Annotated in this window: 20 protein-coding genes and 3 pseudogenes; 7 read left to right on the plus strand and 16 right to left on the minus strand. The window is 33.1% G+C overall.

Annotated features, from left to right (window positions below; translation table 11 throughout):
- Nucleotides 1–178: 178 nt before the first annotated feature.
- Entirely contained in the window at nucleotides 179–748 is a 570-nt protein-coding gene (locus tag ACXKY9_RS31815; protein ID WP_000593069.1) for a TetR/AcrR family transcriptional regulator, read from the plus strand.
- Between the two features lie 255 nt (nucleotides 749–1,003).
- On the opposite strand, the gene tnpB (ACXKY9_RS31820) is transcribed toward ACXKY9_RS31815, so the two are convergent.
- The 12 genes and pseudogenes from tnpB (ACXKY9_RS31820) to ACXKY9_RS31875 all read right to left on the minus strand — a co-directional run bounded on the left by tnpB (ACXKY9_RS31820) (nucleotide 1,004) and on the right by ACXKY9_RS31875 (nucleotide 13,993).
- Nucleotides 1,004–2,122 (minus strand): IS200/IS605 family element RNA-guided endonuclease TnpB, encoded by a 1,119-nt coding sequence (gene tnpB, locus ACXKY9_RS31820; protein ID WP_016085166.1) that lies wholly within the window; start codon nucleotides 2,120–2,122, stop codon nucleotides 1,004–1,006.
- Nucleotides 2,123–2,665: 543 nt separating this feature from the next.
- Nucleotides 2,666–4,528 carry an FtsX-like permease family protein gene (locus ACXKY9_RS31825; RefSeq protein ID WP_016090522.1) on the minus strand — a complete coding sequence of 621 codons (1,863 nt, stop codon included), beginning with the start codon at nucleotides 4,526–4,528 and terminating at the stop codon, nucleotides 2,666–2,668.
- A 16-nt stretch (nucleotides 4,529–4,544) separates the two neighbouring features.
- On the minus strand, nucleotides 4,545–5,306 hold the full coding sequence (locus ACXKY9_RS31830; RefSeq protein WP_016090521.1) for an ABC transporter ATP-binding protein: 762 nt from the start codon (nucleotides 5,304–5,306) through the stop codon (nucleotides 4,545–4,547).
- 245 nt (nucleotides 5,307–5,551) lie between these two features.
- Complete coding sequence (locus tag ACXKY9_RS31835) at nucleotides 5,552–6,628, minus strand: HAMP domain-containing sensor histidine kinase (RefSeq protein WP_016090520.1); 1,077 nt, start codon at nucleotides 6,626–6,628, stop codon at nucleotides 5,552–5,554.
- Nucleotides 6,625–7,311, minus strand: a complete 687-nt coding sequence (locus ACXKY9_RS31840) for a response regulator transcription factor (RefSeq protein WP_016090519.1) — start codon at nucleotides 7,309–7,311, stop codon at nucleotides 6,625–6,627. Before ACXKY9_RS31840 ends, ACXKY9_RS31835 begins: the two co-directional genes overlap by 4 nt.
- Before the next feature lie 689 nt (nucleotides 7,312–8,000).
- Nucleotides 8,001–8,396, minus strand: a pseudogene (locus ACXKY9_RS31845) (RNA-guided endonuclease TnpB family protein); the annotation flags it as partial.
- 147 nt (nucleotides 8,397–8,543) lie between these two features.
- Nucleotides 8,544–9,962, minus strand: coding sequence for an S-layer homology domain-containing protein (locus ACXKY9_RS31850; RefSeq protein WP_016099961.1), 1,419 nt, complete (start codon nucleotides 9,960–9,962; stop codon nucleotides 8,544–8,546).
- A gap of 317 nt (nucleotides 9,963–10,279) precedes the next feature.
- Nucleotides 10,280–10,852 (minus strand): imm11 family protein, encoded by a 573-nt coding sequence (locus ACXKY9_RS31855; protein WP_016090516.1) that lies wholly within the window; start codon nucleotides 10,850–10,852, stop codon nucleotides 10,280–10,282.
- 235 nt (nucleotides 10,853–11,087) lie between these two features.
- Complete coding sequence (locus ACXKY9_RS31860) at nucleotides 11,088–11,657, minus strand: imm11 family protein (RefSeq protein WP_000708212.1); 570 nt, start codon at nucleotides 11,655–11,657, stop codon at nucleotides 11,088–11,090.
- 33 nt (nucleotides 11,658–11,690) lie between these two features.
- The gene (locus tag ACXKY9_RS31865) at nucleotides 11,691–13,313 is read right to left on the minus strand and encodes an AHH domain-containing protein (RefSeq protein ID WP_016090515.1); all 1,623 of its coding nucleotides are present in this window, start codon (nucleotides 13,311–13,313) and stop codon (nucleotides 11,691–11,693) included.
- Nucleotides 13,310–13,672, minus strand: coding sequence for a DUF3958 family protein (locus ACXKY9_RS31870; RefSeq protein ID WP_016090514.1), 363 nt, complete (start codon nucleotides 13,670–13,672; stop codon nucleotides 13,310–13,312). The genes ACXKY9_RS31865 and ACXKY9_RS31870 overlap by 4 nt, the downstream gene beginning before the upstream one ends.
- Nucleotides 13,673–13,714: 42 nt before the next feature.
- Nucleotides 13,715–13,993: pseudogene (locus ACXKY9_RS31875) on the minus strand (TIGR04197 family type VII secretion effector).
- 84 nt (nucleotides 13,994–14,077) lie between these two features.
- Here ACXKY9_RS31875 and ACXKY9_RS31880 point away from each other — a divergent pair.
- The 5 genes and pseudogenes from ACXKY9_RS31880 to ACXKY9_RS31900 all read left to right on the plus strand — a co-directional run bounded on the left by ACXKY9_RS31880 (nucleotide 14,078) and on the right by ACXKY9_RS31900 (nucleotide 16,594).
- Complete coding sequence (locus tag ACXKY9_RS31880) at nucleotides 14,078–14,299, plus strand: hypothetical protein (protein ID WP_130055928.1); 222 nt, start codon at nucleotides 14,078–14,080, stop codon at nucleotides 14,297–14,299.
- Complete coding sequence (locus ACXKY9_RS31885) at nucleotides 14,268–14,495, plus strand: hypothetical protein (protein WP_016090512.1); 228 nt, start codon at nucleotides 14,268–14,270, stop codon at nucleotides 14,493–14,495. Before ACXKY9_RS31880 ends, ACXKY9_RS31885 begins: the two co-directional genes overlap by 32 nt.
- Before the next feature lie 128 nt (nucleotides 14,496–14,623).
- Nucleotides 14,624–14,911 (plus strand): EndoU domain-containing protein, encoded by a 288-nt coding sequence (locus ACXKY9_RS31890; protein ID WP_016090511.1) that lies wholly within the window; start codon nucleotides 14,624–14,626, stop codon nucleotides 14,909–14,911.
- 3 nt (nucleotides 14,912–14,914) lie between these two features.
- Nucleotides 14,915–15,256 (plus strand): hypothetical protein, encoded by a 342-nt coding sequence (locus tag ACXKY9_RS31895; RefSeq protein WP_016090510.1) that lies wholly within the window; start codon nucleotides 14,915–14,917, stop codon nucleotides 15,254–15,256.
- Nucleotides 15,257–16,407: 1,151 nt separating this feature from the next.
- Nucleotides 16,408–16,594 (plus strand): annotated as a pseudogene (locus ACXKY9_RS31900) (hypothetical protein).
- A gap of 674 nt (nucleotides 16,595–17,268) precedes the next feature.
- On the opposite strand, the gene ACXKY9_RS31905 reads toward ACXKY9_RS31900, so the two are convergent.
- Complete coding sequence (locus tag ACXKY9_RS31905) at nucleotides 17,269–17,469, minus strand: response regulator (RefSeq protein WP_016090509.1); 201 nt, start codon at nucleotides 17,467–17,469, stop codon at nucleotides 17,269–17,271.
- A 125-nt stretch (nucleotides 17,470–17,594) separates the two neighbouring features.
- Here ACXKY9_RS31905 and ACXKY9_RS31910 point away from each other — a divergent pair, with 125 nt between their 5' ends.
- Nucleotides 17,595–17,942: a hypothetical protein gene (locus tag ACXKY9_RS31910; protein WP_016090508.1), complete on the plus strand. Its 348-nt coding sequence runs from the start codon at nucleotides 17,595–17,597 to the stop codon at nucleotides 17,940–17,942.
- A 332-nt stretch (nucleotides 17,943–18,274) separates the two neighbouring features.
- Here the strand turns inward: ACXKY9_RS31910 and ACXKY9_RS31915 are convergent, their stop codons facing one another.
- The 3 genes from ACXKY9_RS31915 to ACXKY9_RS31925 form a co-directional block, all read right to left on the minus strand.
- Complete coding sequence (locus tag ACXKY9_RS31915; RefSeq protein WP_016090507.1) at nucleotides 18,275–19,084, minus strand: class I SAM-dependent methyltransferase; 810 nt, start codon at nucleotides 19,082–19,084, stop codon at nucleotides 18,275–18,277.
- A gap of 415 nt (nucleotides 19,085–19,499) precedes the next feature.
- Entirely contained in the window at nucleotides 19,500–20,621 is a 1,122-nt protein-coding gene (gene tnpB, locus ACXKY9_RS31920; protein WP_040120032.1) for an IS200/IS605 family element RNA-guided endonuclease TnpB, read from the minus strand.
- 249 nt (nucleotides 20,622–20,870) lie between these two features.
- On the minus strand, nucleotides 20,871–21,203 hold the full coding sequence (locus tag ACXKY9_RS31925) for a hypothetical protein (RefSeq protein WP_000914230.1): 333 nt from the start codon (nucleotides 21,201–21,203) through the stop codon (nucleotides 20,871–20,873).
- Nucleotides 21,204–21,682 lie beyond the last annotated feature (479 nt).

The following is a 21,682-nucleotide window of genomic DNA, read 5'->3' on the forward strand; positions in this document are numbered from 1 at the left end:
CCTAGGTTATAAAGTTGCATTCTATTATAGTTATATACTAGAAATAAGAATGGTGTATGTTATTCTATAAGAAACAAATAGAGGACTTTCTATTAGGAGTTACAAAATTACAAATGAACTTATACAGTATGTAAAGGCCGAAAACTTCGCTAAATATATCAAGGATAGGGTGTAGACAATGATCAAATTAGAAAAAGAGAATAAAAAGATGAAAATCATTCAATCTGCCACAATACTGTTCTCTACGCGTGGTGTCCGTAACACGACGGTTGATGAAATTGCAAAGACAGCTAAAGTTGGTAAAGGTACTATTTATTATTACTATACAGATAAAACTGAAATATTATGCGACTGCTATATGCGTCATATTCAGCTTAAACGCTCACAATTATTTAATTTATATAAAGAAGAAAAAGATGTTTTACTTCGAATACAAAAAATTCTTCATTATATCAGCCTAGAATATCATCAAGATCCGTTTGTTTCTACACTCTTTCAAGAATATAAAGAGTACCATTCACCTGAAATTACAACTTGTTTTAAACAATCTGAAGAAGAAGCAATTAACATGATAAGTAATTTGCTCGAAAAAGGTTATCAGCAAGGAGCTTTGCATAAGGTCCCATTACCGCTTACAGCTTTTATGTTAGTACGAATGATTTTTAACTACGAACAGGATTATATAAAAGATGATAAAAGTGATACAGAATTTCTGCAGTTGCTAAAGCATATGCTTCTTAAAAACTAGTTTTAACAACAAAAAAATAATTGTGGTACAAATATATGAAGAAGAATGCGAATAATGGATGGTTTAATAAGCTCTTTTCAGTCTGGACAAACCTGCAATATATCCAACGCTTATGTAGGAATGACTGATAAAAGAACAACAGCGATTACAAGATCGAATTATAAGGAAAAAAAGAATGAATTGAACTACCCCCACTTTCACTTCGTTTAGAAGTGAGGGATTCCTAAGTAAAGAGTTCTATCGAACTCTAATTGATTAGGCTAACCCCGCAGTCCTTGCGGTTAGAAGCCTTATCGCTTCATTCTTTAGATTGATACTTGCGTTAATATCTCTATCATGATGTGTTTGACATGAAGGGCAAAACCATTTACGTAGGTTTAGATTTTTAACGTCTTTATTTTGATACCCACAACAAGAACATAATTGGCTGGAAGCAAATGTTTTCGATACGACAATGACTTGTTTGCCATACCATTTTGCTTTGTATTCTAACATGGATCGAAATTGCGACCAAGATACCTCACTAATTGCTTTTGCTAACTTATGATTCTTTAACATATTCGATACTTGCAAATCCTCTATACCGATAACATCGTGGTTTTTGATGATTTCAGTTGAAATTTTGTCCAAGTAATCTTTTCTAGCATTGGATATGTATTCATGAATTCTAGCTACCTTTACTCGTTGTTTATTCCAGCGAGAAGATCCTTTCATTCTTCTAGAAAGCACACGCTGTGCTTTCGCCAACTTATCTTCTAATGATCGGAAAAACTTCGGATTTTCATAGTGTGTTCCATCTGACAAAATAGCGAAATCTTTTAGTCCTACATCTATTCCAATGTAAGAACTTGTTTTCGGAAGTTCTTGTACTTCTGTTTCAACTAATAGTGACACAAAATATCTACCAGAAGGGTTCCGTCTAACCGTAGCATTTACAATACGCCCCTCTACTTCGCGACTTTTGGCAAATCGAACAAGGCCTAGTTTCGGCAACTTTATTTTGTTCCCTACAACGGCAATGTTTTCATTTGTTTGTTTTGTCGTATAAGATTGTACGTTGTTCTTCTTAGATTTAAAGCGCGGTGCGCTGTTTTGTTTTTTGAAAAAGCGTGTATAAGCATCCGCAAGGTTGCGAACAGACGACTGAATCGCAATACTATCCACTTCTTTTAGCCAAACAAGCTCTTTCTTTATGACAGGTAGTTTGGCAGAGCATGTACCATAGGTCAAGCCTTTTCCTGTCTCTTTGTATGCTTGATCCCATAAGGATAGGAAATAATTGAATACAAAGCGAGAACATCCAATCGTTTTGTTGATTAGAATTGCTTGTGCCTGATTTGGATAGATACGAAACTTATAGGCTTTATTCATCATTATTTGATTCACCTCCATTTCGGTATAAGACTATTATACACCAAACGTACATTCGATAGGTAGTCGAGTAACACTTTCTGTATGTCGAACAATTAAGATGGCTTCCTGCCATCCCTTGTTCGAAGCCAATTCATCTCCCACCTACTCACTGGGCTGTGACCCTTCACGCTCCTAGAGGAAGGAGTCTTCTTGGCTAAAATGATAAAGTATTCTGCTCGTAGTTAATACTTAGCAATATTAAAGAGAAATACCAATCATTTACTTGTGTAAATGATTGGTATTCTTTACGTTAGCCAATATAATTTTAATTTAAAACATGGTAAGCATTCTTCCTCATTCATCATTGCAAAAAAATAAAACGAGAAAGATTAGAATGCGAATTCAGGTGATGTTTTTATCATTTACTAATATTCGAGTTCACTTCAATGTGCTTAAGCTTTTTATTTTTTACTCTATTAGATATAGGGGCCTATCAATAATTTATTTAAATTAGATTATTTAGGCACCCTCTTCCGAATCCCACACTTCAATAATATCATTGCATTAATTTTCTTTCGGAAGTACAATTCTTTTATACAATTGAACTGTAATCAAGTAGTAAATTAAGTAAATCACTACGAAAATGACAAGTGGCAACCAAATTCGGAAATACGGATCAATCAAAAGCGGACCGAACATGTTCATACCAACTAATATATGAGCAATACCCACAATTGCCGGTACTAAGAATATGAAGAATAACTCTTTATAAATCGATTGTGTTAATACCCCCCGGCGGACACCAATTTTACGAAGCATTTGATAACGTGTGCTGTCTTTCGATGCGCCAGATAGAATTTTAAACATTAGGCAACTTGCCATCATTGCTAAGAACGCAATTCCAACGAAGAAGCCCATAAACATGAATCCACTGGCCATACCATGACTCAGATTATACATTTGATACGTACTACCTAATTCTTCCGCTTTCACATTTTTATATTTCGCTACCTGTAATTCATCAAGTTTTTTCCATTCTTTTAAATGTGCTCCAAAATCATCTGTTTTCCCAATAAACACAGTATTTTCTTTATCCTTCATACTATCGTATATGCTTTGGTCTATAATTTTTATTTCATGATCAGGATACATATAACTTGGCTGGATTGTGAAGAAAGCTTCTTTCCATTGTTTTGTTTTCGTATCATCGTTATACAGTTTATACAGTTGTTTTGGCAATTTAAATGCATCCTTAGGAAATTCCTCTGAAACTTTCATCATCTTCCTATTTTCACTATCTTGTGCTAAAGGACGATTTTTCTCTACATCTTCTTTTATATAATACACATACTGATCATCTACTTTGTAGCGATATTCAAACTTCTCTTGAAATAAGATTCCACTCAAAATTTTCTTTTCTTCCGCTGTTGGATTATGAACGACTGAATCGTAAACTTTTTCTTTATCAGTCGTCTTTAGAACGTTATTTTTAAATGCCATACCACACGCAATTCCACCAGCGCCAAGAGCCACTAGGATAGCTACCGTTGCAAGCACCCGTGTTAGGCTATTAATTCGGAAATTCAATTGTGCAAAAGTAAAAGCATTCAGCCCTTTTTCACGACGTTTTTTATTACTCTTTATCTTGTTAAGCATAACTGGGAGAAGTGATCCAAATAACATGTAAGTACCGACTGTTGCTGTGATTAATCCAATACCCATGAATTTAGGTACAGTTAATAGCTCTTTTCCCTGTAAATGCGCTATATGGATCAGTGATGCATACCCAATACCTAGCAAAATCAGACCAAGGAATGCAACTACACCTGTCATTTTTCCTTTTACAGCGATACGCTCTGTTTTTGCATCTGCATGTACAAGTTGTAATACAGAAATACGAGAGAACTTCATGCTATTCATGATTGCTGATACTATAAATAGTGCAAAGAAAAAGAGGCAAGTAACAGTCATAGATGGAATATAAAATGCTTTATAATCTTCACTAGAGAATTCCAACTGCTTCATTAATAACTGACCAATACCTTCTGCAAGCCCTGTACCAACTGCGATTCCAATTGCAAGAGATACGGCACCTATTACGATTGTTTCAATAAACATAAGTAAGGTAACTTTATACTTTTTTGCCCCTAACATCATGTACATACCAAATTCTTTTTGGCGAATTGATAATAAGAAAGAATTTGCATATAAAATATAGAAAAACGTTACAATCGCTAATAGAAAGGAACCGATTTGGAATGCAATTGCAACCGTATTAGCATGTGGATTGGATTCAAGGAACGCTTTATTTAGTGCTAATGTTTGAAACATATAAAAAGTTGAAATAGATACAATCAGACCAACAAGTAAGACAATGTAATCTTGCAACTTACTTTTTAGGCCTGACATGGAAAGCTTAAATAACATGATTGAACTTCCTTCCTTACGCTTTTTGTGTACCTAAGTTTGCAAGCACGTCTAAAATTTCTTTATAGAACTCTTCACGTGTACTACCGCGATAAATTTCTTTATATAGCTCACCATCTTGAATGAATAAAATACGTTGACAGTAACTTGCGCTGTAAGGATCATGCGTAACCATCATAATGGATACACCTTGCTCTTTATTTAAGCTTGTCATGGCATCAAGTAAACTCGTTGCATTTTTAGAATCTAGAGCTCCAGTCGGCTCGTCTCCCAAAATAATTGCTGGTTCATGAACTAACGCACGTGCTGCTGCGGAACGTTGCTTTTGTCCACCAGATACTTCAGAAGGATATTTTTGAAGTATCGCTGTAATCCCTAACATATCAGCTACTTTTTCTACTTTCGGTCCAATATTACGTGATGGAACACCTTGAAGAGAAAGCGGAAGTGCAATATTTTCATAAATAGATAAATTCTCCAATAAATTGAAATCTTGGAAAATGAATCCTAACTTTTGTGAACGGAAATCAGAAAGTTCACCTTGCTTCATTCTCGTAATATCCGTTCCTGCAATTTCAACAACGCCGCCTGTCGCTTTATCTAACGTTGAAATTACATTTAATAATGTTGTTTTACCAGAACCAGAAGGCCCCATAATACCAACAAACTCTCCCTCTTGAATTGAGAATGATACACCTTTTAATGCGTGTGATTGATTCTCACCTTTTTTACCGTACAATTTTTGAATGTTCTTTACATCTACAACCGGTTTTATCATTTATATCCTCCTACATTTTTTTATTTCATTACAATAAGCTACTAAATTTGTTTACTACTAACAAAATAGACATGTTACCTCCACCCTTAAGCTACAATGAAATCTTTCCTTTTATCTTCTTCACTCACCTCATCACTTTGAATACACCCATGATAAACTATGAAAATTAGGAAACACCCCGTAAAATCCTTAAGATTTCTTAAGTTTTAAAAAAAGCTTATGGAACCTGTAGTTCCATAAGCTTTCTATCTAATTGGATGTTCAACAATAAAAGACATCCAACCATCTTTATATTCTGCATGTATATTACCATGATGAAGTTCAACAATTCTTTTTGAAATAGCAAGTCCCAGTCCATTTCCCTGATCACCTTTTCTTGCCTTGTCCCCCCTGAAAAACCTTTCAAACAATTTATTTGGATCGCTAACAGGCGGTCTCTCAACTTTATTTGATACTTTCAAAATTGCCTTGTTACCTATTAGTTCAAGACATATAGATAATTCGGATGGTTTCATGCTGTACTTTATCGCATTCATAAACAGATTTTCATAAACACGTACCATTTTTTCTACGTCTATGAAAATAGGTATTGTTTCTTCCGTTATTGATTTTTGAACGATTAGACCCTCCTTTTCAAATATAGGAATGTATTCTCCAACTATTTGTTCTAACAAACCTGATAAATCAACTTCATTAAGGTTTAACTTAACATCGATGCCTGATAAACGGGTATATTCAAACAGTTCATCAATTAAATATTTCAATCTCTTTGATTTTAAATAAGTGGTTTCAAGGTATTCCTGTAATTGTGTGTTACTTTCGTATTGTCCTCTTTTTAATAAATCTATATAACCAATAATAGATGTCAATGGTGTGCGTAAGTCATGAGATATGTTAGTTATGAGTTCATTTTTTGTACGTTCTAATCGTCTTTCCTGTTCAAATGTATTTTCCAATTCCTTGGACATATAGTTGATATTTTGAACAAGTTGGGTCAATTCGTCCTTCCCCTTAATCCCAATGGTCAAACCCAGTTTTCCATTGGCAATATCATTCACATTATCAGAAATGAGCTTCAAATATGCTATTTTCTTTCGGACCAATATCAAAAAAATCACTATAAAGTTAAAAATTGCGAACGAGAATAAGAATAACAATGATAAATTGAATTCAAACATACCAAACTCTTCGTGTTTTTTAAATAATGGATCTATGACGTATAGCACCATAAGGATTGTTAAACCAAATGAAACAAAAAAACTAACTGCAACAGCACCAAGAAGTTTTATAATGATCTTATTTCTGAAACTAACATTCTTCATATTTTATACCCAATTCCCCAGACAGTTTTAATATAAATAGGATGTTTAGAATCCTCTTCAATTTTGTCTCTTATTTTTGTAATATGCACCATGACGGTATTATCTGATTTATAAAAAACTTCTTTCCAAACTGCTTCATATATTTTTGCTACACTCAGGACAATCCCTTTGTTGCGGGCGAGTAGTTCGAGAATAGCAAACTCTTTTGGAGTTAACCTTGTTTCTTTTCCCCTTACCCATACTTGACGAGTATCTGTATTCACGGTCAAGTCACCAATTTCTAGAATACTTTTATTATGTTCTATGGCCGTATTGTATTTTTTAAACCTTCTTAATTGGGATTTTACCCTAGCAATTAATTCTAGTGGGTTAAACGGTTTTGATAAATAATCGTCTGCACCAGAGGCTAGGCCCTGAATTTTGTCTATATCCTCAGATTTTGCAGATAGCATAATGATAGGCATATTGCGATCTTCCCTAATTTTCATACATGCTTCAATGCCATCCATATTCGGCATCATAATATCTAAAATAATCAAATCAAATTCCTTTTCTTCTAACAGTTGTAAAGCTTCTATAGCATCTTCTGCCTTTTGAGTTTTTAGGCCTTCATTTTCAAGATATACAGAGATAAGATTTCTAATGTCTTTATCATCATCAACAATAAGAATATTTGACTCCATATGATTCCTCCACATTTTTTTCGTATTGAAAAACTACAGACATAAGCAGTTGAAACATTTCTATCTTCTCTTTTTTATAAACTTGCAAACGGAAGATATGAAATAACATAATAGATACAAGTAATATCGTTTCCCCCTAATTTAATGTTCAATATTTACTGCTGAACCATCTACAATACATGAGTTTCCTTTTGCTTTTAATTAATTTTCCCGTGAATACACCTGTACTTAGTCCATATTTGACAATATAATTTACTTTTTTTCAAATCAGCTTCTTCAATCAATTTGTCTCCAAGAAACCTTGAACTCGGAAGAGGCTACACCAACTAATTTTTAGTTCATTATATACAAAAATAAGAAAGCGAATTGTTTTCATGTTTAATTACCCCACTGGTTTGAATTCATAATTATACTCTAGAGTCCAAACCTTAAGAAAAAAGGGCAAAAGTTCTTAAGAATTCTTAAGCTTTATACAACAGTTTGTTCAGAAGAATATATGGCTACTCTTGAAATATTCACTATTAGCTTCTCATTTTGACACTCCCACGGCTAAAGCCGCAAGTCCTATAACTTACGGTGTAACGGATGGGATTCTTGAATGACTAAGCATTCGCAGTCCATTTCTGTTTTGAACAGCCTTCAAGATGAGGGTGTGCCATCCCCCCTCCTAAGACAGACCTTATAGGTTCTTAGGCTGATTGACTATTACCGCCAATCACAGTTGCGTAGCGAATATTCATCGCCCCAACGATATCAAGATGTTTCTCAAACCCACATTGGCACTTGTATTTTCTGTCTTGCGCCTTGTTTTTTCCAGAACATTTCGGACATGTTTGACTTGTATAAGAAGGGTTCACATATTCAACCTTTATGCCAACTAATGTCGCTTTGTACTCGATGAATTGTGCTAAACGATGGAATGACCAAGTGTGTAGATTTTTTTCGTTTTTACGGCTTGTTCGTGCCGTCTGTCTAATGTTCGTTAGTTGCTCTAATCGAATGACAGAAATATTATTATCCGTTGCAAAATCAACGATTCCACGACTTACTTTGTGGTCTTGGTCTTGCATCCATCTTTTTAATTTCAAATACTAGCGAAGAAAAGTTAGAGAAAATAATTCTCTAACTTTTCTTGTATACATAACTTTATTTTAAGAAAGTAAAAAACTTGTCTCCCAATTATATGAGATTAAAATCTAAACGATTAAAACTAATGAAATAGATCTTTTTAATTACATACTTAATTTATTTTTTAATGTCCAATATTTTTCTCCATTAGCTTCAAAAGAGAATTCTACCCATCCATTCGGATCTTCACGATAAATAAAGATGGTTGTTCCAGGAGTTACTGTACCAACTTTATTCTCCTCGACAGCTACATCTGGTCTACTTTTAATTTTTAAATTAAATGGATAAGGTACCTGGTAGTAAGCAGCTGATGATACAACATTTGAGCTTGAACCGTCTGCATACATTTTATATGGAATTTCATTCGATAACGCGTCGACATCTAATGTTTCAGGATTCTTTGGTAATTTTTTTGCATATGTATAGTCTTCTACATGAAAAGGTTTAATACGTTCCATAATACCCGCAATTTTCTTAGCCCAGCCTTTATCTGATGCATATTTCACATTCATGCCAGTTAATGTTGGGCCGTTATAATACATACCACTTTCTTCTAAATATCTTTCTCGTACATAATTAGCGTTATAAGCAATGCTATCGCCGTAGCTTGGTAAATATTTTGCATATTTAAACGGATCTCCATCATATGCACGTAGACCGAATAGATTATGTTTTTGATATGCGATTTCTGATTTTCCGTATCCAGATTCTAAAATCGCATGCGCTGCTAAATAATGAGCACTCACGCCATATTGATTTTGCGCATTGATAAAATCTTGCCCATGTCCAACTAAAGGACTATCCGAGTGATATTTCGCAATAAAACTATCAATCTCTTGAGCTGTAATTTTCGAAGCCACTGTTAAATTTAAATCTTCATATGAGGTAGCAGTAATAACCTCTTTTTCATCGTTTAAATTTTGTTGTAACATATCTGTTTTTGCAGTAAGTTGAGCAGCTTCAGCACGTGTTATAAATCTATTTGGTTGCCAACCGTTCTCGGTACCATTAGAAATTTTTAAATCTATTAAAATATTGGCATATTTTTCTCCCCAATGACCTTTTAAATCTTCAAATCTAACCTGCTCGTTATGATTTGCTGTGCTTTGTAGTTTATATGCATTTACTAGCATCGTAGCCATAGCAGCACGAGTTACTTTTCCGGATGGATTAAAGATTCCGTTACCTTCCCCTTTAACAATACCAGCTTTTTCAGCAGCAGCAATATAAGCAGTAGCCCAGTGATTTTGTGAATCTGTAAAAGATGGTTTTGCATTAGGATCAATTTGTATACCTAAAACTTTTGTCATAATTTTTGTAGCCGAAGCTCTGTCTAATGAGTCACTCGAACCAAAAGTTCCATCTGGATAACCATTCAATACCTGTTTATCAACTAAATAGTTAACGGACTTATCAGCCCATGTAGGAACGTCAGGGAATTTATGAGTATCTGCTAAAACATTTGAAGAATAGGATAATATAGCTCCTGCAAGGATACCTGTTGCAATTAATTTGTGCTTCATTAAAATAAACACCTCTACCATTGTATTTATCAAATTGAGATTTTCTATTTTTATATTTACATGTTTGTCATAATAATGAAATCGTATTATAATGTATTCAATTTGATGTAACGAGTATAGTTACTTATATACACAAGTGTCAATGAATGTCTTTTGCAAAAATGTATAATATTTACATATTTTCGAATTTCCCCTGATCTTATAATTGACTTATGCATATGGTAGATTTAATAGTTAAATTTCTTTTCGATAGTGTAAGTTTCTTGAATTTAATTATTTTTTACTCTATTAGATATAGGGGCATCTTATTAGATTATTTAGTCCCCCTCTTCCGAATCCCATACTTCAATAAATTCAAAACCTTTTAATTCACTTTGTTCAATAAGAGCCTTCAACTCGTCTGAAATAAAGACAACCGTCGGATGAATTTTTCCATTTATGTAAACTTTAAAAATCATTTCATTTTGAACTATATTAAAATCAAATGCGAACTTTTCACAGCCTACTATAAGGCCTGTAATCAGTTTTTTAAAGATTGCTTTATCACCATCAATCGCATCTAGTACATTCAACACGTGGACCAAGTAATATACCTCACTAGTTGAATTGCGTAAGAGTGGTAAAAATTCAACATTATCACCTATTAAAGGTTCAAGTACTTGCTTGGCTTTTTCACTAATCATTGGAGCACCAGTTCCTCCCCAAAATTTAGGGAAATCACTATGAATATCTCCTTCAATACACTCTATATATATATTTCCCCATGAATTTGCTAAATGAGTTACTGAATTTATTTTTCCATCAATATATTTTTTGTGATCTTCTTCAAAATTTAATAACTGGAAAGACTCATAGTTATCTAATACACTCTTTAATACCCATATTTTCATGCTTATTCCCCTTAACTATTCTTTTATCTTCTAAAGTAAAATAGAATATTACGTAACAAAAAATCGTTTACTACTATTTACTTTGTGATTCTAAAATATATCTTGAATATAAATTACCATCACTTTCTATACTTATTCATAATAAAAAGCTTATACAAGTGCATAAGCTTCTTATTTTTTACTCTATTAGATATGGATTCACATTACTAATCTAATTAAATTAGATTAAATTTCTTTACGCACCCTCTTCTGAATCCCACACTTCAGTAAATTGAAAACCTTTTAATTCACTGTCTAAAATTGCATTTTTGAATTGATCTGATACTAAAAGATAGTTAGGATGTACCTTCCCATTTATATTCAATTTAAAAATCGGTTCGTGCTGGACAACATAAGGAATAAATACAAATTTTTTACATCCTATTATTAAACCTGAACTTAACTTATCAAAGATTGTTTTATTAGTATCAAGTGCTTCCAACACCCTTAAAACATGCATAGCATAGTATTTTTTGTTTGTTTGTTTATGAATTAATGGTAAAAATTCAATATTATCTCCTACTATAGGTTCTAAAACATTCTTGGCTTTTTCACTAATTATTTGTACACCAGACTTTCCCCAAAAAATAGGAGAATCGCTTGATTTCCCTTCATCTGTTACCTCAATAAACTTAGGCGTCCACGAATCTGACAAACTTACCATAGAATTAAAACCAGTTTTAAAATATTTTTTATCCTCTTCATAGTTCAATAATTGAAAGGTTTCATAATCATCAGTCGAGCTTTTTAATTGCCAAATCTTCATATATATTCTCCTTTATTATTGCCATTTATATAGTTATTTCTTGGGTTCATTTAATCGCAAATTACCCTCTAATAAATCTCTTCTTATCCCATGTAACACTTCAGCTATATCAGCTTGAGTACCACCCATTTCTATAACAGAATTCAATCTTTCTGTTACTTCTCTTATATACTCTTTTGAGTGGCTACCTATATGTAAAACTTCAGTAGTTACATAATCATTTATTTTATATGGTAAAAACACCCCATTGACCGCAGCATCATAACTTATCCCTATCTCTTGTAATAATTCCTGAGCTTCCACAGCCCTAATATCATTCCAAGGTACTATGTGATGTGCCGCATTAGGATATGGAGGTGTGTCAACTCCTGCATCTTTAAGTTCTGCACGTAATTTTTGAGATGCTGTATAAGAATCAGGATATTCGTTTTTCACCTCTACTCTATCAAGAACCTTATCTGCATATTCCTGAATTACTTCTTGAACATCTTTAACTTTACTTCTTCCACTAGTTTTGGAAAACATAAATGTTTCACGAGCTTTGCGTAAAACTTCAAATGTTTTTATTTGATTGCTTCCAAATCCACTTGCACCTGCAAATGCCAACCGATCCGTCAGTGGCAATTTATTTACGAAAGAAGACATTCCTGTAGAGAATTTTGCTCCTTTTGCTAATGTAGTGACTTTACTTATCCCCTTATCACCAATAAGTCCAATTTGTGTAAAAGCATAACTTCCCCACTTAGCACGACTTTCAGCGTCTCCATTTATTACATCATTAATAAACGAATCTGATAATGTGTTCCACATAGCAGGTAAGGTTTCATTTAAATGCGTAAAAGCGTACCCCATGTTCTCCCATGTTTCCCATTTACCAAGTGCCACAACACCATCTATTGTATCTTCAACTGCTTGACCCGTACCTTCTAAAATACCATCTATAATTTTTTCAGAAGTAGATTTTTCAGGAGGTTTCTTGCACACCGCTCCCTCTTCCATTGATCCTTCCTTTAAAAGATTATCAACTTGACGTTTTCTTTCATCAGCAATTTCTTGGATCGAAACGGTCCAATCCATATTTAATCCTTGTGTACTAAACGTACCACTTACAGGACTAAATCCTTTTCCACTTTGGACTTCAGCAAGGCCGGCAGTAAGGCTAGCTACAAGTTGAAGAGCTGTGTGGTAGTTATTACTGGACGTATAGTTAAATTCATATAGATGCTCTAATTTTTCTTGCAGTTTTTTTCTCATCTCGACTAAAACAATAACCATGGCATCTATTCCAGGCAATACTGTAGCAATACTAATCGCTTCTATACTTGCGACCATTCGATTAATTTCTTGAATTTGCTCTCTTATTTCTTGTTCGATGACATCTGTGGAAGCAACTTGTGATTGAAAATCGCTTGGAAACGCATCATTTTGATGAATCAATTCCTCACATAAATAAATAATTCCTTGTGCTAAAGGACGAAAAGTTTGGACAAAAAATATTTTTGCACTACTATATGTTTGTCCTTGCAAAACCGTATCAGTTGCAAAGGTATCAATTGATTGGATTGCTTGCTCCATAGCTTGGATAGTAGCGACACATACAGCATTCATGCTTTGGGTCTGATTTTGTACTTCCCCTAAATACATATTTAAACTCATACTTTGTCCTCCCTTTTTAATCGCTGTTGCCGATAGGTAAGGTCGGTTTCTAAATCAATAAGATTACGTCTTTCTTTAAGTAATGTTTCTTTTTGATTTTCCAATTCCAATGTTAATTTCCGCTCAATATTTTGCGACTCTTGAAGCTTATTCATAAAAAAATGAGAAACATCTTTATCACCATGCCATGTTTCTAAAATCCTATTAAATAAACGATTATTTCGATTTCTCAATTCGTGAAAGTCCATTTCTGCTTGTCTCTGGATTTGAATCTCTGTTTGATTTCGATCCTGTTTTTCAAATACTATCCGTAATTCATGATTAAATTCATTTATTTGCTTTTCCACATCTTGACTCATCTTATTCTTCCTACCCTTCTCCCTTTACCGTAGGTTGCCACATTAGCGAAATGTCTTTTGTAGTTCGTTATCCATTCTTTCAAAATCCTTAGCTACTAAATGAATATTATCAATTGCTTGTTGAAAGGCCTCACAAAATTGTCTAGTTAAATCTAGCATTTATTGATTCACTTCTTGCGCCTGAGCATTAACAGATAGTGTAGTACGGCTCGCCTTTGTTATAGAACGATTTGTCGCACCTTGAATTGTATCCGATGCATTTTTCATTTGTGTAGCAATTTGTGTAGCTGTTTGAAAATTACTTTGAAAGTTTCCCATCATTTAAACCCCTTCTAGTTCCAAAATCATCAAGAAAATTATACCATGTAAGAATATTTCAATGTATCAAATATTTCTAGTAAGGAATTGATAGCTCTTAATGATAAGAATGAAGCTTTTCTTACCGAATTTCAATTAAGGATCGCTTCAACAGATGTAGTTGAACTAGAACTATTAGAACAAATTGAAGAGATTAACCGAATCAGAACAAATACTGAAGTTACAAAGCAAGTTATTCCACTAGCAGGTATGGGTGCAATGAGGAACAAATATTTTTATGGAGTTTGGTTTAGGATGGATTGGAGATAAAGGAGCAGGCAAAATTGGAAAAGTAACTTCCCTTGGAGACTCTGTAAAGTTAACGAAATTTTCAGGTGATACACCTTATATTTCAAGCCACTTACCATTAAAAGATCGATTTGCTTTTGCTGGTGGAGATGGTTTGCGCTCTAGATTTGACACACCAAACTTTAAACAAGCTGAAGAAAAATGCTCTACCTATTAATTTGCTAGTAGTGGAAGAATTAATAGTAGCAGAACTAATGATGGCAATGTTCCGTATAGTTTTGATTCATCACTTATGGAGCACCTTTTTCATGGGGACTAAAAGCTGTTGGATATCACCATGAAAGTATGATGGGTGGAGGAGAAATAGTTAGAATTACCCATGCACCAAATTCTGCGGGAGTATATAGAGCAAAAGTAAAAGTAGACGGTGAAACAAAAAATGCGCTTTCTTCATTTTTCCCTAAGGATTGGGATAGAGTACAGGTACTTGAGTCTATCAAAGAAGCATACGATAATAAGATTCAAGTCGATACAGTTAGATATGTAGGACAAACATCCCACGGATTTAAAGTAGAAATGATTATACAAAATAATGAGATAATAACAGCATATCCTGTTTATACTAGGAGGTAAAAAATGAAATATACATACGAATTTTATCGTGATGGACTTGGCGGATTAAGAATACGTTTGCCAAAAGAAATTTCTATAATTTCTCATTTCTTGGAAGATATTTTAGATGATGAAGCAGCTGAGTATATACAAATTTTAGATAATGTAGTAGACCAAAAAGTTCCGCAATATGAAATAGAAGGGAACGTAGCAGCAGTCTACATTGAACCTAATTACACCAGTGCTATTAACTTATTTATGAGTGCTCCAAATAACCAATGTAAAATTGAGACCTCTGAATTTAGAAAACTACTTGTGTTGTGGCGAGATACAGTGGTAGCAGAAGGGAAAGATATAGAAGTATAAAAGAAAACTACCTTCTGTGATATTTAGATCATAGATGCTAAACTTAATAAAATCAAAGGTAGGAATATATTAAATATATTTCTACCTTTTTATTATGTGGCGAGACTCCACATCCATTAACTTAAAAATTTTTTATTTAACAGGAATTGTACTTGCAGGAATATAAAAGATTTTACAATTAAGATGCTGCACTTAATATTGTTAACAATTATTTTTGCTTATCCCTCATTAAATGTAAACTACCACCCTTAACCTCCCATGTTTTTCCGGTAAAAGAATAAAATGTTAAAAACAGTTTTAAAATGAGTTTCTTTTTCACCTTGTAAGCTGTAGAGCTTTCATATATTCCCCTTTTCTTTCAAGGGCCTTTTTTGCATCCTCAGCCGTTAATGCAAAATCTACTGCAATGTTCTGTAATAACTCCTTATTAGCTTACCTGAAGAAATCTCTTAGTTGTTGATTTGCTAACCTTTCTTGTTTACTATCAATCAATAAAAAAAGATTTTTTTGTTCAAGGGCTACTTTACAATCTTCAGTTGATGGATGTGTGAACGTACCCCCTACTAATATTCTTGCTTTTAAACCATTACTACTGTATTATATTTACGTAGTAATATAAGGATTATGGTATATAAAAAAGGAATCAAATCTATCAGTAAGATTTAAATCCTTTTCCAAGGCAAAAAGATTTTGCCAAAATCTAATATAATTTATGCTTGTCTTTTTAATATGTATCTAGTAAAAACATATTTTTTTATCAATAGAATTCTGTTTTCAATGCTAGGAATTAGTGTTCTAAACAAGGAACCATACAAAGTGATCTGAAAAACCTGAGAGTTATTGTATGTAGTTTGCTCATCTCCAGGTACTACATACAATAAAAGAGCCTTACATCTCTAGGCAAGACTCTACTAGTTTAGTTGTATAATATTTACATGATAACTAAGAAACAGAAAACATATAACACCAAATAGCAGCACCCTATTACTCCTCCTACGGCTAATACCTGCTTAACCCAACTCTTAAATTTTTGATTTCTGTAAATCGCTTGCACTCTTTCCATATTTCCTCCTATTAAGTAGAACCCTTAAAGACTCTCCCCCCGCTATAGTACCATTAAAAAATGAATAATAGAGATCTAATGTATAAGTATGCAATATTGCATACAAAAATGTATTGTTATAATTGTAAGCGCTTACTATAATGAGATTATAAAGATTTATCACATCTTAATACGAAAAAAGAGGAGAGAATAATATGGAAATCGCAATGGCAGTTTTAAAATTTATAGGTGGAGCAATCCCATTAATTCAAGAACTTCTAAAAGCATTTATGTAAATTCACTATTTAGCAATTATTTATAAAAATTATCATACAAATGATCTGTATATCAAAAATGAATTGATTTACAGATCATTTGCGTGAGCAAGTTCACCTTTAACATGACTAAGGGACTTTTTTAATTTTTAAATACTTAAGGTTACGCCACATTAACATCAAGTTAGCAAAACAAAAAGAAAAATACGCCACCCTTCCTATAATTCTACAAATGGAATAGCATATTTTTCATTTTTGGGACCTTAAAAAACTTTAACTTGATGGTGATGGGGTAACAATTCTGATTTAGAGATAAGATCAGTTTATACAAAGATTACCCACCGATATGTGGAAGATGAAGAATACACTTGCGAAATTGAAACGATTGAATTAAAGGACTTGATGTTAGTGTGGTTAACAGAATATGAAAATCACTTAAAAAATCGTAATCTTAACTAAAAAACACCAAGACTGCCCCTCTCCTCTCTAGGGCCATCTTGGTGTTTTTTACGTTCACATACAAATTATTATTTGTACTGTTACATGGGTTCTTTATTAAATGATATACGTCTACTTTACCATCGATAAGCAATGACTAATGTCTCCCATTTAATCGTACTGATTACCTATACGAGGTTTTAAAGGAACCATCTTGACTAAAATGATAAAACAAGAAATCGAAATGAGCCCCTTTTTTATTTTGTAATCTGTAAAGCTTCCATTTTAGGCATCATAATATCAACAATAGCTAAATCAATATGATTTTCTTCTAGACACTTTAAGGCAACTTCACCATTTGAAGCCTCTACAACAAAAAAATTTTCCATTTCTAAAAAAAGCTTTAAAAGATCAATAATATCTTTGTCATCATCAACAATTAATATATTTTTTTTCATACTCTCCCTCTCATCAGCCGGAATTTTCAAAAATCATTTTAAGGTTATTGTAAGGTAAATGAAAGTGATACGAAAGACTAACCGTTTAATATACGGGTATGAATTAAAAAAGGAGGCATTATCACATGAAAAAATTTGTTGGAATTGCGTTAGCAGCTACCATTGGAATTGGAGGTTTAGGAACTTTTGCTACTACTAAAACTCACGCAGCAGTAAACAATCAAGAATCAAAAAAATCGGTTTATCAAGTATCTGACGTGCAAGGTGAATTTATGCACATTAAAGTGGGGAAACCTTGGTCAATGACGCCAAGCGGAAAACAATACAAATATGTCTTATTTAGTGAAAACAAAATTTATGTAAATCCTAAAACTGGTGTAGTAACAGCATATGAAGAAGGAGCGGTTGAAGGCAGAGTACTCGATAAAAATGGAAATGTTGTTGCTATTTGGTATATCACGGCTTATAAATAGTGAAGGGTTAATTTTAAAAGGTCGAAAAGAGCATCTTTAAGTTTATTATGAGAGTATTAAAAGAATTTCAATACTTGTAATTACCCTAAAATAAAAAAACTTATCTTTTAACACGAAATGATAAGCTTTTTTATTATTCTTTTCATTTTTTGTTTTCGGAAGTATTTCTTTAAGTTGATAGTAATGCGGTGTTATTCCATCACTATCTACAACTATATAGTATCCCAAAACGTAAACAACGGATTGCATTTATATAATTAGGTTTTGGAGAATTGATAATTTTGTTTAGGGATACTTTACGATTTTAACTTGAATGACATATAGTGTTATTTTTAGCATTCTAAATAATCGGGTTCAATGTATTTTTCTGTTTCAGGAGAGCTTTTAATTTCTATAGGGTATTTCTTAAAAGCTACAACAGTAATCCTATCTTCTTGAACTAAACTTCTGGATTCATTTATAGAAGAGAAACCTGTTCGCGTTAAAAAATTGTATAAAGAGGATTTTGTCATCCAAAAACTAGTAACGTTATCTAATGACGCCCATTTTGATTTTAAACGTTCTTCTATTGATGAGTTAGCAGAGTGTTCTAGCATTGTGTGTCCCTTATATTCATAATTTTTATAAAGTACTGATACATTAGGAGTACAAGTGATATGAGTATCAATTATTACAAACCTTTTGCATACTTCATACACTTTTTCTAAAAAGGGGAATACATCTGGGCAGTCTAAGTGATATAAAATACCAGAGCATAAAACAATATCAAATTGACCATATTTTTCAGCACTTAAATTTCTTACATCATCTTGATAAAAAGTTAAGTTTTCCAACCTTAATAAATCTTTAGCGAATATAGCTTTTTGTATGTTTGATTCTCTTCCTTCTATCCCTACAACAGTTGCTCCTTGCATAGCAAACTCAATAGCGTAATGCCCCTCTAAACAAGCTAAATCTAAGATTCGAAGATTTTTAAAATCACATTGTGTGATATCTTGAATCATTGTCACAATTTTTTTTAATGCAGGATTTGGTTGTCGAATATCTCTTGTATATAGAGTATCCGTTAATTTAATATCATAAGCGGTCCATTCACCATATTTACGAATAATGTTTTCTTTTTCGAGAACAAAATCTTTCATGATACAATTCGCCACCTTTAGCATAATATTATGTGTAATATATACCTTAATAAGATCAATATATGTGTGTATAACTTGTATTTAGACGAAGGTAAACATTTTAAAGCTTCTCACTTTATCATGTGGTACGTCCACGATTCCTTCTTTTTGGGAGCCACTCGCAAATTTAGAACAATATGCAGCTCAAATAGTCAACTAATTAAACTACCTATTCATCTCATCTATCTAAATTATAGAAAATCTTATTATATTCATTTTTAGCCATAGCCAGTGCAAATGTCATAATGATAAGTGGGACACCACATTGCTATCAAGCTAAGCAAACAAAATACTCCTTAAATTGAACTACCCCCACTTTCACTTCGTTTAGAAGTGAGGGATTCCTAAGTAAAGAGTTCTAACGAACTCTAATTGATTAGGCTAACCCCGCAGTCCTTTCGGTTAGAAGCCTTATCGCTTCATTCTTTAGATTGATACTTGCGTTAATATCCCTATCATGGTGTGTACAACAAGAAGGACAGTCCCATTCACGTAGGTTTAGATTTTTAACGTCTTTATTTTGATATCCACAACAAGAACATAATTGGCTGGAAGCAAATGTTTTCGATACGACAATGACTTGTTTGCCATACCATTTTGCTTTGTATTCTAACATGGATCGAAATTGTGACCAAGATACCTCACTAATTACTTTTGCTAACTTATGATTCTTTAACATATTCAATACTTGCAAATCCTCTATACCGATAACATCGTGGTTTTTGATGATTTCAGTTGAAATTTTGTCCAAGTAATCTTTTCTAGTATTTGATATGTATTCATGAATTCTAGCTACCTTTACTCGTTGTTTATTCCAGCGAGAAGATCCTTTCATTCTTCTAGAAAGCACACGCTGTGCTTTCGCCAACTTATCTTCTAATGATCGGAAAAACTTCGGATTTTCATAGTGTGTTCCATCTGACAAAATAGCGAAATCTTTTAGTCCTACATCTATTCCAATGTAAGAATCTGTTTTCGGAAGTTCTTGTACTTCTGTTTCAACTAATAGTGACACAAAATATCTACCAGAAGGGTTCCGTCTAACTGTAGCATTGACAATACCCCCCTCTACTTCGCGACTTTTGGCCAATCGAACAAGGCCTAGTTTTGGCAACTTTATTTTGTTCCCTACAACGGCAATGTTTTCATTTGTTTGTTTTGTGGTATAAGATTGTACGTTGTTCTTCTTAGATTTAAAGTGCGGTGCGCTGTTTTGTTTTTTGAAAAAGCGTGTATACGCATCCGCAAGGTTGCGAACAGACGACTGAATCGCAATACTATCCACTTCTTTTAGCCAAACAAATTCTTTCTTCATGGCAGGAAGTTTGGCAGAGCATGTACCATATGTTAAACCTTTCCCAGTTTCTTTATATGCGTGATCCCATAGGGATAGGAAATGATTGAATACAAAGCGAGAACAACCTATCGTTTTGTTAATTAGAATTGCTTGTGCTTGATTTGGATAGATACGAAACTTATAGGCTTTATTAATTATCATTTGATTCACTTCCATTTCGGTATATGACTATTATATACCAAACGTACATTCGATGGATAGTGAAGTAACACTTTATGTATGTCGAACAATTAAGATGGCTTCTTGCCATCCCTTGTTCGAAGCCAATTCATCTCCCACCTACTCACTTCGCGTTCCTTGAGGAAGGAGTCTTCTTGGCTAAAATGATAAAAGCCTTCCTAATTATAGGAAGGCAACGTTCTAAAATGAAAACCTATATTTGATTACTAATTAAATTACCTCAAACTGATAATATACACTTTTCCCATTCTCCCTAGTTACTTTAATTTCAGCAAATCCTTTACCAATGACATCCATTCTAACCTTTCCATTGCCCTGTACTGTATATTTGACAACTTTTTCTCCATCTATTGTTGTATGCTTTGCTGCAACTCCATCTTCTGTTCTAGATTGACCAACACGCCAACAGTCACTGCACTTTTTTGTGCTCTTAGATATCATTTCATTTTTTACATGTACGCTGTTAGTAGATGCATCAGCAATACCATTTGTACTCAACAAAATTATGGAAGTTACTAAACCTATTCCCAGTTTCTTTAACATTATTTCATCCCTCCTGTGATAATTCATAATTTTATATTAAACTGAGATTCTTTCAGGTAACTTTCATTTACCTTACAATAACCTTAAATCCCTTTCTGTAGATATCGAATTCTTTGGAAGAAAGAATTCACATTGTTTATATTGATTTTTTAAACATGGCCATGTGGATTGCCCCTACATTATTAGCTATATGTACCTTTCAGTTCATTTTCTGCTATTAGTTCATGTGTTAAATAGATCAAATACATAATGACTGAGAGAATTAGATAACTAGCAGTTTTACCTTTATCAGCAATTAAATGCCTTGCTTCGACTAGAATCACTTTTATTATTAACAAAATCTCACTAGCTCAAATGTAATAACTTATGAGTATAAGAATATTTTCTGAGCTTTAATATAATGTAAAATTAGTAAGAAACTTATTTCATGAAAAAATGTTAACTATTAAAGAATTAGAAGTGATTATATGAATAAATTA

The organism is Bacillus sp. 2175, from assembly GCF_057812155.1.

What these genes read in the sequence shown, in the direction of transcription:
- ACXKY9_RS31815 (WP_000593069.1), top strand. Translation starts at nt 179, where the DNA reads ATGATCAAATTAGAAAAAGAGAATAAAAAGATGAAAATCATTCAATCT.
- tnpB (WP_016085166.1), bottom strand. Translation starts at nt 2,122, where the DNA reads ATGATGAATAAAGCCTATAAGTTTCGTATCTATCCAAATCAGGCACAA.
- ACXKY9_RS31825 (WP_016090522.1), bottom strand. Translation starts at nt 4,528, where the DNA reads ATGTTATTTAAGCTTTCCATGTCAGGCCTAAAAAGTAAGTTGCAAGAT.
- ACXKY9_RS31830 (WP_016090521.1), bottom strand. Translation starts at nt 5,306, where the DNA reads ATGATAAAACCGGTTGTAGATGTAAAGAACATTCAAAAATTGTACGGT.
- ACXKY9_RS31835 (WP_016090520.1), bottom strand. Translation starts at nt 6,628, where the DNA reads ATGAAGAATGTTAGTTTCAGAAATAAGATCATTATAAAACTTCTTGGT.
- ACXKY9_RS31840 (WP_016090519.1), bottom strand. Translation starts at nt 7,311, where the DNA reads ATGGAGTCAAATATTCTTATTGTTGATGATGATAAAGACATTAGAAAT.
- ACXKY9_RS31850 (WP_016099961.1), bottom strand. Translation starts at nt 9,962, where the DNA reads ATGAAGCACAAATTAATTGCAACAGGTATCCTTGCAGGAGCTATATTA.
- ACXKY9_RS31855 (WP_016090516.1), bottom strand. Translation starts at nt 10,852, where the DNA reads ATGAAAATATGGGTATTAAAGAGTGTATTAGATAACTATGAGTCTTTC.
- ACXKY9_RS31860 (WP_000708212.1), bottom strand. Translation starts at nt 11,657, where the DNA reads ATGAAGATTTGGCAATTAAAAAGCTCGACTGATGATTATGAAACCTTT.
- ACXKY9_RS31865 (WP_016090515.1), bottom strand. Translation starts at nt 13,313, where the DNA reads ATGAGTTTAAATATGTATTTAGGGGAAGTACAAAATCAGACCCAAAGC.
- ACXKY9_RS31870 (WP_016090514.1), bottom strand. Translation starts at nt 13,672, where the DNA reads ATGAGTCAAGATGTGGAAAAGCAAATAAATGAATTTAATCATGAATTA.
- ACXKY9_RS31885 (WP_016090512.1), top strand. Translation starts at nt 14,268, where the DNA reads ATGGAGTTTGGTTTAGGATGGATTGGAGATAAAGGAGCAGGCAAAATT.
- ACXKY9_RS31890 (WP_016090511.1), top strand. Translation starts at nt 14,624, where the DNA reads ATGATGGGTGGAGGAGAAATAGTTAGAATTACCCATGCACCAAATTCT.
- ACXKY9_RS31895 (WP_016090510.1), top strand. Translation starts at nt 14,915, where the DNA reads ATGAAATATACATACGAATTTTATCGTGATGGACTTGGCGGATTAAGA.
- ACXKY9_RS31905 (WP_016090509.1), bottom strand. Translation starts at nt 17,469, where the DNA reads ATGAAAAAAAATATATTAATTGTTGATGATGACAAAGATATTATTGAT.
- ACXKY9_RS31910 (WP_016090508.1), top strand. Translation starts at nt 17,595, where the DNA reads ATGAAAAAATTTGTTGGAATTGCGTTAGCAGCTACCATTGGAATTGGA.
- ACXKY9_RS31915 (WP_016090507.1), bottom strand. Translation starts at nt 19,084, where the DNA reads ATGAAAGATTTTGTTCTCGAAAAAGAAAACATTATTCGTAAATATGGT.
- tnpB (WP_040120032.1), bottom strand. Translation starts at nt 20,621, where the DNA reads ATGATAATTAATAAAGCCTATAAGTTTCGTATCTATCCAAATCAAGCA.
- ACXKY9_RS31925 (WP_000914230.1), bottom strand. Translation starts at nt 21,203, where the DNA reads ATGTTAAAGAAACTGGGAATAGGTTTAGTAACTTCCATAATTTTGTTG.